8 protein-coding genes are annotated in these 9,974 nt (G+C 74.0%); 3 read left to right on the top strand and 5 right to left on the bottom strand.

Annotation, left to right across the window (positions count from 1 at the left end):
* From ACOJUF_RS16060 to ACOJUF_RS16070, 3 genes are all read right to left on the bottom strand, one after another.
* A partial coding sequence (locus ACOJUF_RS16060; protein ID WP_420122832.1) for a CE1759 family FMN reductase occupies positions 1 to 693 on the bottom strand: 693 nt, incomplete at its 3' end.
* 168 nt (positions 694 to 861) lie between these two features.
* Positions 862 to 1,992, bottom strand: a complete 1,131-nt coding sequence (locus ACOJUF_RS16065) for an LLM class flavin-dependent oxidoreductase (protein WP_420122833.1) — start codon at positions 1,990 to 1,992, stop codon at positions 862 to 864.
* A 155-nt stretch (positions 1,993 to 2,147) separates the two neighbouring features.
* On the bottom strand, positions 2,148 to 2,930 hold the full coding sequence (locus tag ACOJUF_RS16070) for a lipoate--protein ligase family protein (RefSeq protein ID WP_420122834.1): 783 nt from the start codon (positions 2,928 to 2,930) through the stop codon (positions 2,148 to 2,150).
* Positions 2,931 to 2,994: 64 nt separating this feature from the next.
* On the opposite strand from ACOJUF_RS16070, the gene ACOJUF_RS16075 reads away from it, so the two are divergent.
* Positions 2,995 to 3,801, top strand: coding sequence for a serine hydrolase domain-containing protein (locus ACOJUF_RS16075; protein WP_420122835.1), 807 nt, complete (start codon positions 2,995 to 2,997; stop codon positions 3,799 to 3,801).
* Positions 3,802 to 3,887: 86 nt separating this feature from the next.
* On the opposite strand, the gene ACOJUF_RS16080 is transcribed toward ACOJUF_RS16075, so the two are convergent.
* On the bottom strand, positions 3,888 to 4,736 hold the full coding sequence (locus ACOJUF_RS16080; protein ID WP_420122836.1) for a hypothetical protein: 849 nt from the start codon (positions 4,734 to 4,736) through the stop codon (positions 3,888 to 3,890).
* A gap of 59 nt (positions 4,737 to 4,795) precedes the next feature.
* Here ACOJUF_RS16080 and ACOJUF_RS16085 point away from each other — a divergent pair, with 59 nt between their 5' ends.
* The gene (locus ACOJUF_RS16085; protein ID WP_420122837.1) at positions 4,796 to 6,091 is read left to right on the top strand and encodes an MFS transporter; all 1,296 of its coding nucleotides are present in this window, start codon (positions 4,796 to 4,798) and stop codon (positions 6,089 to 6,091) included.
* Between the two features lie 9 nt (positions 6,092 to 6,100).
* Here the strand turns inward: ACOJUF_RS16085 and ACOJUF_RS16090 are convergent, their stop codons facing one another.
* The gene (locus ACOJUF_RS16090; protein WP_420122838.1) at positions 6,101 to 8,020 is read right to left on the bottom strand and encodes a DUF4157 domain-containing protein; all 1,920 of its coding nucleotides are present in this window, start codon (positions 8,018 to 8,020) and stop codon (positions 6,101 to 6,103) included.
* 258 nt (positions 8,021 to 8,278) lie between these two features.
* On the opposite strand from ACOJUF_RS16090, the gene ACOJUF_RS16095 reads away from it, so the two are divergent.
* The gene (locus tag ACOJUF_RS16095; protein WP_420122839.1) at positions 8,279 to 9,829 is read left to right on the top strand and encodes an ATP-dependent DNA ligase; all 1,551 of its coding nucleotides are present in this window, start codon (positions 8,279 to 8,281) and stop codon (positions 9,827 to 9,829) included.
* Positions 9,830 to 9,974: the final 145 nt, after the last annotated feature.

The following is a 9,974-nucleotide window of genomic DNA, read 5'->3' on the forward strand; positions in this document are numbered from 1 at the left end:
GCGTCGGCGCGCCTCGACCCGGGACGGCTCCGGACCCAGGTGGACCCGCGCGGCGCGCTGCACGGCGTCGTCGGCGATCTCGTCCTCCAGGTCCGGGGGCGGCTCGGCCGCGGCGGCGGGCGGGGTGACGACGGACGGCGCGGCCGCGGCCAGGGCGGTCAGCAGCTGGCTTCCCGCCCGCTCGATCCGGCGATCCAGATCACCCGCCGCCGAGTCCGTGCCGGCCCCGAAATCGGCGGTCGCGGCGAACACGCCGGTGGCCACCGGCTCGGCCTTGAGGTAGGCGAACAGCGGCCGCAGCGCGTGGTCCAGCACCAGGGAGTGCCGGGCCGACCCACCGGTCGCGGCCAGCAGCACCGGCTTGCCGACGAAGCCCTGCGGGTCGGCCGCGTCGAAGAACGACTTGAACAGCCCGCTGTAGGACGCACTGAACACCGGCGTGACCGCGATCAGCGCGTCGGCGGCATACACCGATTCCAGCGCCGCCTGGAGGGCCGGCGGGGCGAAGCCGGTGACGAACGTGTCGGCGATGGGCCGGGCCAGGTCCCGCAGCGGCACGTCGACGATCTCGACGCGCACGCCGCGACGGGCGCCGTCCCGGCGGACCGCCTGGGCCAGCCGGTCCCCCAGCAACCTGGTCGACGACGGGTCGCTCAGCCCGGCCGTGACCACGGCGACGGTGTAGGTCGTCATGCCGACACCTCCGGGTCGACTCGCCGGCTCGTCGACACCGACGATGCCGCCAACCGTGTTGATGATTCGCTCGCACGCTCGCTCATGCCGACACCTCCGGGTCGACTCGCCGGCTCGTCGAGACCGACGATGCCGCCAACCATGTGGATGATTCGCTCGCACGTTCGCTCATGCCGACACCTTCTGCGCATCCGTGGTGTCGGCCTCGGCGGCCGCGCGAACGGCGGCCGCGTCACGCGCGGCGACCAGCGCCGGGTGGGTCGGACCGTCCGGCACGTGGGCGGGACGCAGCGAGTCGAACTCGGCGCGCAACGTCGGCACGATCTCCCCGAGCAGGTCGAGCTGCTCCAGCACGGTGGACAGCGGCAGGCCGGCGTGGTCCATCAGGAACAGCTGGCGCTGGTAGTCGCCGAACGACTCGCGGAAGGTCAGCGTCCGGTCGATCACCTGCTGCGGGCTGCCGACCGTCAGCGGCGTCATCTCCATGAAGTCCTCCAACGACGGCCCGTGCCCGTAGACCGGGGCGTTGTCGAAGTACGGCCGGAACCGACGGATCGCGTCCTGGGAGGTGCGGGCCATGAACACCTGGCCCCCCAGCCCCACGATCGCCTGATCGGCGGTGCCGTGACCGTAATGCTCGAACCGGGTCCGGTAGAGCTGGATCAGCCGCTGGAAGTGGTTGGTCGGCCAGAAGATGTGGTTGGCGAAGAAGCCGTCACCGTAGTAGGCGGCCTGCTCGGCGATCTCCGGGCTGCGGATGGAGCCGTGCCAGACGAACGGCGGCACGTCGTCCAGCGGACGCGGGGTGGAGGTGAAGCCGCGCAGCGCGGTGCGGAAGCGGCCCTTCCAGTCCACGACGTCCTCGCGCCACAGCCGGCGGACCAGGTCGTAGTTCTCCACCGCCAGCTCGATGCCCTTGGTGATGTCCTGCCCGAACCACGGGTAGACGGGGCCGGTATTGCCCCGACCCATCATCAGGTCGACCCGGCCGTCGGCCAGGTGCTGCAGCATCGCGAAGTCCTCGGCGATCTTGACCGGGTCGTTCGTGGTGATCAGCGTGGTCGAGGTGGACAGGATGATCTTCTCGGTCTGCGCCGCGATGTAGCCGAGCATGGTGGTCGGCGATGACGGCACGAACGGCGGGTTGTGATGCTCGCCGGTGGCGAAGACGTCGAGCCCGACATCCTCGGCCTTCTTGGCGATGGTCACCATCGCCTTGATGCGCTCGTGCTCGGTGGGCGTGCGCCCGGTGGTCGGATCGGTGGTGACATCACCGACGGTGAAGATTCCGAACTGCATGACCCGCTCCTTCGATCGCTCCGGTCGAACCCCTGCCGCTGACCGATCAACTTTAGTTGAGAAATCAACTAGGTTCTGCCCGCGTCAACTCGTCCCGTCGACGATCTATTCCCGCGCATGGATCCGGACCGGCCGGACGGCGCGGACGCCTCGGGTCAGCCCCGCGTGGACTCGGCGCGGTGCTGCCCCCTGCGGCCCTCGGCGTCGGCCAGGACGGCCGGCGGGAGCTCGTCGGGCACCAGCTCGCCCAGGCCGGCGTACGCATCGAGCACCGCCCGGTGGACGTCCGCCACGCTCACCCCGGGCACGGTGTCCTCGACCGAGCCGACGGTGTCCGGATTCCAGTCCAGACCGAGCGCCCGGTACGCGTCGACCAGCACCGACCGGACCGGGGCGCTGCCGGTCACCAGGATGACCGTGCCGAACAGCCACGCCCCGCGGACCAGCCGCTGCGCCGTGCCCACCAGCTTGTGCCCGTGCCCGTCGTTGATGCTGAACTCGCCCGGGCAGTACTCCCCCGGCACCGGACCGAGCCGGGCGTCCGTGCCGACCGCCCGGAGCGCGTCCACCAGCAGCTCGCCGAAGCCGATGAACCGGGCGCGGATGTCGGTGCGGCCGTCGTCGTCGGCGGCGACGTGGTCCAGGCACAGGGCGCCCCGGTGGTACGCGGCGGCCCGGCCGCCGGGACCGCGGCGCACGGGGGTGAACCCGGCGGCGCGGGCCGCCGCGGCGGCCGCCTCGATCCCCGGCGTCGCGCAGTCCCGGCCGCTGAACCCGACAGTGGGCGCGGTCCGGTACAGGCGCAGCCGGTCCGGGCCATCGGTCCGGCCGGCGGCCGCGAGCAGGGCGGGGCCGATCGCGGCGTCCAGGAGCGGATCCCGCTCGATCGCCGTGTCGTCCAGCAGGGCGATCCGCTTGGCGTCACCGTTGTCGACCACGGATGCGATGCTGGCACACTCACCCGGGGTCCGGCCCCGCCCGGGTCGGAAGGGATGGCACGCGATGGATCTGCAGGCGGAGATCGCCGATTGGCCGGTCGGGTCCGCGTCGGTGGCGGTGATCGGGCCGCAGGGCGTGATCGACGTGGTCGACGACGGGCAGGCCCATCCCTGGGCGTCGGTGACCAAGATCCTGACCGCACTGACGGTGCTGGACGCGAGCGTGGAGGGCGTGGTCGACCTGGACGACGAGGTCGGGCCGCCCGGTTCGACCCTGCGGCACCTGCTGTCGCACGCGTCCGGCCTGTCGCCCGACGGGGACCGGATCATGGCCGCGCCGGGGACCCGGCGCATCTACTCCAACCACGGCATCGACGTCGCGGCACACCATCTCGAGCAGGCCGGGGACCAGCGGTTCCACGACCACCTCGAGGAGCGGGTGCTGGGCCTGCTGGACATGTCCGACACCGCGCTCGTCGGGCCGCCGGCCCACGGCGCCCGCGGGTCGATCGAGGACCTGGCCACCCTGGCCTGGGAACTTCTGCGACCCCGGCTGCTGATGCCCGAGGTCGTCCGGCTCGTCTCCACCCTGGCCTACCCCGGGCTGTCCGGCGTGCTGCCCGGCTTCGGCAAGCAGCAGCACAACGACTGGGGCCTGGGCTGTGAGATCCGCTCCGACAAGAGCCCGCACTGGACCGCCCCGGGCAACTCGCCGGCCACGTTCGGCCACTTCGGCCAGTCCGGGTCCTTCATCTGGGTCGACCGGTCCGTCGACCTGGCCTGCGTCTCCCTGTCCGATACGGCGTTCGGGCCGTGGGCGGCGCAGGTCTGGCCCCGGCTGTCCGCGCGGGTGCTCGAGGCCTATTCCTGACGGCCGCGCCGCCTCAGGCGAGCGACGCGGCGCGTCCAGGGCCGGGCCGGCCCTCCGGCGGCCGCCCGGGCGGGGCCGGCCGGATGTCAGGACAACGGAAGCGGCCGGTCGCCGATCCCGACCAGCGAGGCCGTCAGCTTGCCCGGCCCGACCACCCGGACCCCGCAGGTCATCGTCTGACCACCGGCGCTGACGTCGGGCGGGACGGTGTTCGGGTCGACGGGGGCGACGAGCACGGCCAGCCGGCCGCCCGCGGTCGGATCGGGCAGCCCGGTGCGCCGGCGAACCAGGTCGGCGCAGGACGCGTCCAAACCGGCCAGGTCGTCGAACCCGACCACCGCCCGCCCGATCGCCTCCTGCTCGTGCGGCTCGTCGCAGGGCCGGGGCGCCGGGTCGAACGGCCGCGTGGGGTCGCAGTCGCCGTAGCGGTCGGCGGCCGGCCCGAACCCGTCCCGGACCGACCCGGCGTACCCCAGCGCCCCGGTGGTGATCGCACAGGCGACCCAGGCCTGCCCCACCTCGACCTGCTCGGCGTCCGGACCGAGCAGCGCGAGGACCGCCGATGGGGCCGGCCGCCACCGGCTCGACGGCCACCCCAGGTAGGTCTGCAGCGGCGCGGCGCAGTCGTCCCACTCGAAGGCACCCAGTGCGGCCGGCGCCGCCGGCCGGGTGACCAGCACGACCTCGCCGAACGACGACCCCGGCGTGGCGGAGCAGGCCGCGACCGGTGCGGTGGCCAGGACCACCGGCAGGATCAGCGGGGACGCGGCCCAAGCCAGTGGAGCCGTCAGGCAGTCGCCCACCACCGGTGGGTCCGGGACGGGCGGTCGGGACGCCGTCCCGGTGATCCGTCGCCCGGCGACCGCGGGCAGCACGAGGGCCACGGTCAGGCCCACGACCAGGATCAACGCGCCCGCCACGCGTCGCGGTATCACCCGGCCAGTGTCCCCCGACCGGCCGGCCCCGGCCGCTCGGCCGGACCGGGCGGCTCGGCATGGCAGGCTGGTCCGGGCGGAGCAAGGCCGCCGAGACAGCCGTTCGACCCGAGGACATCGCCATCACCGAATCGACCCGGTCGCTGCCGGACGCCCCGGATCGTCCCGATGCCGCGTCGGCCGCCGCCATCGTCACCCTGTGCACCTACACCTGGTTCCTGTACGGCATCGGGCCGTCCATCCCGCTGTTCCGCGACGAGCTGGGGGTGTCCAGTTCGGTCGCCGGCGTGCACTCGCTGATGCTGGCCGCCGGCGTCGTGCTGGCCGGGTTCGTCGGGGTCGGGCTGGTCCGCCGGTGGGCCCGGTTCGGGTTGGCCCGGCGGGCGGTCGTGGTGGTGGCGACCGGGGTGGTCGTGCTGTGCGCCGGGTCCCTGGTGAAGGGGGCGGAACTGGCGGTCACCCTGCCGGTGATGCTGGTGATCGGGCTGGCCGGGGGGCTGGCGCTCAACGTGTCGACGACGGTGCTGCAGGAGCACCACGGGCGGTCCGGGCCCGCGGTGTTGACCCTGGCCAACGCCGCGGCGGCCGGCGTCGGGTTGATCACGCCGTTGGCCGTGGCCGCGGCCACCGCCCTGGGTCTGACCTGGCGGGCGGCGCTGATCCTGGTCGTGCCGTTCGCCGCGGCGGCGTTCCTGCTGATCGGCCGGCAACGGGCGGTTCCGACCTACGCCGCCCGCCCCGTCGGGGCCGGCGGGTTCTCGGTCCGCGGCTTCCCCCGGGCCTACTGGCCGGCGATGCTCGCCGTGGTCTTCGCGGTGGCGGTCGAGTTCTGCCTGATCACCTGGACCCCGGACCTGCTCGTCCGGCGCACCGGGATGTCGCCGGGGGCGGCGTCGGGAATGGTGACCGCGGTGGTCGGCGGGATGGCGCTCGGTCGGCTGGTCCTGGCGCCGCTGGCCCGCCGCTGGTCGCCGCTATCGCTGTTCCTGGCCGGCGGCGCGGTGAGCGTCGCCGGGTGGGCGCTGACCTGGCTGTCGGACTCCGCGGCGCTGTCCGTGGCCGGCCTGCTGGTCCTGGGCCTGGGTCTGGGCGGGCAGTACCCGCTCGGCGCGTCGATGGCGAGCACCGCGTCCGGCGGCCACCCCGACCGGGCGGTGGCGGTGCTGTCGGTGGGCGTCGGGCTGGCCTCCGGCCTCGGCCCGTTCGGCGTGGCCACGCTGTCGGACTCGGTCGGGGTGCAGTCGGCCTTCCTGGTCATCCCGGTGCTCGCGGCCGGGGCGGCCGCGGGCACCCTGGCCTCGGCCCGGCTGCTGCGCGCCGGTCGGCGCGCGGCGGGCCCGCCGCCGGCCGGCTGACCACCCGCGTCAGCGCCCGGCCACGGCGGCCAGGATGGACCGGCGCCGCTCCTCCGGAACCAGCTGCAGGTTGGCGGCCCGCACATCCGCCAGCACCTTGGCGAACACCGGCCAGAGCTTGCCCGGCCCGTCGGGGAACTCGGTGATCCACCGGAACTCCAGCGGGACCCCGGTCTGGCCGCCCGAGATGTCGGCGATGGCGGCGGGAACGGGATCCGGCCGGGGCAACCGACCCTCGGCGCCCGGGCCGATCACCGCAATGGTCGACGTGCCGGTCAACAGATCGGTGATCAGCGCCTTGGTGGCGTCGAACGGGTCCATGCCCTTGCGACCGTAGATGGGCGGCCGGACGACGTCGGCCTCGTAGGGTTCGGCGGTCCAGTGCTCGAGCCAGGTCTGCGGCATCTGGTGGATCCAGACCGTGACCGCGTCGGCGAACTCGCGGAACTTCTCCTCGTCCTGTTTGCCCTTGAGCCGTCGCGCGACGGTGGTCATCGCGTCCGCCGACAGGCCCACCCGGTCCAGCTTGAGCAGCATCTGCACGCTGTTCTTCGCGGTGTCGCTCATCAGGCTGGTCCGCCCCAGGGCATTGCCGACGGCATAGGACGCGGCCATGGTCAGCACGCCCCGCAGGGACAGCAGATCGCCCCGCTTGAGACCGGCGAAATCCTTGACGAACGGTTGGGTGTCGAACGTCGCGGACAGGGTGCTGACGGCGGTCATAGCGTCCTTGATGGCCGCCAGCGAGGTGCTCGGGATGTCGTCGTCCGGCATGTCCTTGGCCTGCTGGTCGTACAGCGCGGGCAGGCCGGTCGGCAGGACGCCGACCGTCGCCTGCACGTACATCTCCCACTTGATCATGTCCCGCAGGCCGGCCCAGGCGGTCTTGAAACGGTCCGTCTTGTCCGCCGGGCGCAGCCACCCCACCATGTCCTGCTGCGGCATGCCGGCGGCGAATCCGCGGGTGCCGGGGATGGCGGTCACCACCTTGCGCGGGTCCGCGTCGATGATCTTCTTGACGTGCTCGTCGATCGTCGTGGCCATCGCCAGGAACCGGGCATCCGCGCCGGCCGCCAGTTCGTCCAGCGCCGGGGTGCCGTATTCCAGGTTGCTCAGCTCCACATAGGTGGCCCCCAGCGTGGCCGCCGGGCTCATCTCGGTGATCGCGGCGAAGAATTCCGCACCCTTGGCTCCGAGGCCGTTGTGGTCCGGCGTCAGGGAGATGCGCGTCCCGTCCGGGCCGGGCAGGTAGCCCAGCTCCTGCTTGTAGGTCAGCCCGCCACCGAAGAAGGTGCCGATGTGCGGCGTCGGCGGCGCACCGCCGGGCAGGGCGTGCAGCGTGGTGGCGACCGCAGACGACATCGTCGGCACGCTGATCTCCACCTCGAAGCCCACCAGCCGGCGCAAGACGGGGGTGGCCTCGGCCGCTCCGGTGCCGGCCGGGTCCGGCGTGTCGGACGGGCCGGGGGTGCGGCGCCGCAGCACGTCCAGGGCGTGGTCGGCGCGGCGGTCCGCGTCCACCTCGGCCGGGTCGGCGGCTCGGCCGATGACCGCGCCGGCGCCGCCCGCCGGCTGGACCGTGTGGGCCAATTCGTGGGCGAGCACCCGTTGACCGCTCGCCGTGCCGGGGGCGTAGGCGCCCGCCCCGAAATAGATGTCCGACCCCCGGGTGAAGGCCACGGCCTGGACCGATCGGGCCAACGCGGCCGGCTCGGGCCCCGTGTGGATCCGCACCCGGTCGAGATCGGCGCCCACCGCGCTGGCCAGGGCGCGGGCCGGGCCCGCCGGCAGCGGCCGCCCGGCGCCCCGTCGGCGGTCCAGGACGGTGCTCAGGTCGCTGCCGATCGGACGGCCACCGAGCGGATCGCCGGTCGGGGCCGACCGGCGCAGCGGAGCCACGACCCCTGGCTGCGGGCCGGTGACGGTCACCCCCGGCACGGGAACGCCGGCCGGACCGCCCGCCGGCGCCGGGGCGGGTTCCGCGACGGCGGCCCCGCGCTTCGGGTCCGGGCGCCGCGTCGCCTGAGCTAGCGGTCGCGCGGCCATCGACACCTCCCCGGATCGGGTCGACCCCACCAGATCACGACCCGCCGGCCGCGGCAACTGCCCGTTCGGGGGATCACCGGTGCCGATCCCCCGCCGCGGCCGCCGCGCCCCGGTGTCGTACCTGTGCGCCACGATGGACCGGTGCTGTTCGCCGACCTCGCCACCGCGTCCGCCGCCGTCGGGGCCACCCGCTCCCGGCTGGCCAAACGCGCGCTGCTCGCCGCCGCGATCCGAACGGCCGATCCGGACGAGATCGACCTGGTCGTCACCTACCTGTCCGGCACGCTGCGACAGCGGCGGACCGGCGTCGGTTGGAGTTCACTGTCCTCGCTTCCCTCCGCCGCCGCCGAGCCGACGCTGACCGTGCGCGCGGTCGACGACGCGTTCGCGGGGATCGCCGCGATCGGCGGGGCCGGGTCGGCGGCACTGCGGGCGGGTGCCGTCGAGGCGTTGTTCGCCCGGGCCACCGAGGGTGAGCAGCGGTTGCTCCGGGGGCTGGTGTTCGACGAGATCCGCCAGGGCGCGCTGGATTCCCTGGTGCAGGACGGGTTGGCCGAGGCGTTCGGGGTGCCGGCCGCCGCCGTCCAACGGGCGTCGATGCTGCTCGGCTCGACCGCCGCCGCGGCCCGGCGGCTGGTCGCCGACGGCCTGGACGGGCTGACAAGCGTCGGCCTGCAGGTCGGCGTCCCGGTCCGGCCGATGCTGGCCGCCGCGGCGCCGGATCCGGCCGCCGCGGTGGAGAAGTCGGGCCTGCCCGCGCTGGTCGACACCAAGCTCGACGGGATCCGCGTGCAGGTGCACCGCGACGGCGATCGGATCCGGCTCTACACCCGCAGCCTGGACGACATCACCGACCGGCTGCCCGACATCGTCACCGCCGTGGCGTCGCTCCCGGCCCGGCAGCTGGTGCTGGACGGTGAGGTGCTGGCCGTCGACGCGGCCGGCCGCCCGGTGCCGTTCCAGCAGATCGCGGCCCGGACCGCGACCAAGGCGGCCGAGCCCTCGGCCGCCGGTGCCCCGCTGCCGCTCACCCTGTTCTGCTTCGACCTGCTGCACGTCGACGGCCGGGACCTGCTCGACGAGCCGTTGGTCGAGCGGGCCGAGGTCATGCGGGCGGTCCTGCCCGCCGAGCTGATCGTGCCGCGCACCGTCGCGCCGGACCTGGCCGCGGTCGAGGCGGCGTTCGCCGGCGCCGTCCGGGCCGGTTTCGAGGGCGCGGTGGTCAAGAAGCTGCACGCGCCCTACGCGGCCGGCCGCCGGGACTCGGGCTGGATCAAGCTCAAACCCCGGCACACCTTCGACCTGGCCGTGATCGCCGCCGAATGGGGCTACGGGCGGCGCACCGGCTGGCTGTCCAACCTGCATCTGGCCGCCCGCGACCCGCGCACCGGCGAGCTGGTGATGCTGGGCAAGACCTTCAAGGGGCTCACCGACGCGATGCTCACCTGGCAGACCGAGCAGTTCCTGGCCCGGGAGGCACGGCGCACGAAGACCACGGTGTACGTCGACCCTCCGCTGGTCGCCGAGATCGCGATCGACGGGGTGCAGGCCTCGACCCGCTACCCGGGCGGCGTCGCGCTGCGGTTCGCCCGGGTGCTGCGCTACCGGGACGACAAGTCGGTCGACGAGGTCGACGGCCTCGACGCGATCGTGGCCCTGGGTCCGGCAGCCGCCGTACCCGACCCGGCATGAGCTCACCCCCGCCGCGGCGGCGCCGTCACCACCGCGTGCGCGGCAGCGACGATCTCGGCAATGTCGGCCCAGCCGTCCTGGTCCAGATCGATGTCCAGGTACACGCCGATCCAGCCGCGCCCGCCCACGTAGGGCGGGCGGAAGA

It is taken from the genome of Nakamurella sp., from assembly GCF_048594475.1.
GTDB lineage: Bacteria > Actinomycetota > Actinomycetes > Mycobacteriales > Nakamurellaceae > Nakamurella.

Coding starts and splice junctions, on each gene's coding strand:
- ACOJUF_RS16065 (WP_420122833.1), bottom strand. CDS start 1,992: ATGCAGTTCGGAATCTTCACCGTCGGTGATGTCACCACCGATCCGACC.
- ACOJUF_RS16075 (WP_420122835.1), top strand. CDS start 2,995: ATGGATCTGCAGGCGGAGATCGCCGATTGGCCGGTCGGGTCCGCGTCG.
- ACOJUF_RS16085 (WP_420122837.1), top strand. CDS start 4,796: ATGGCAGGCTGGTCCGGGCGGAGCAAGGCCGCCGAGACAGCCGTTCGA.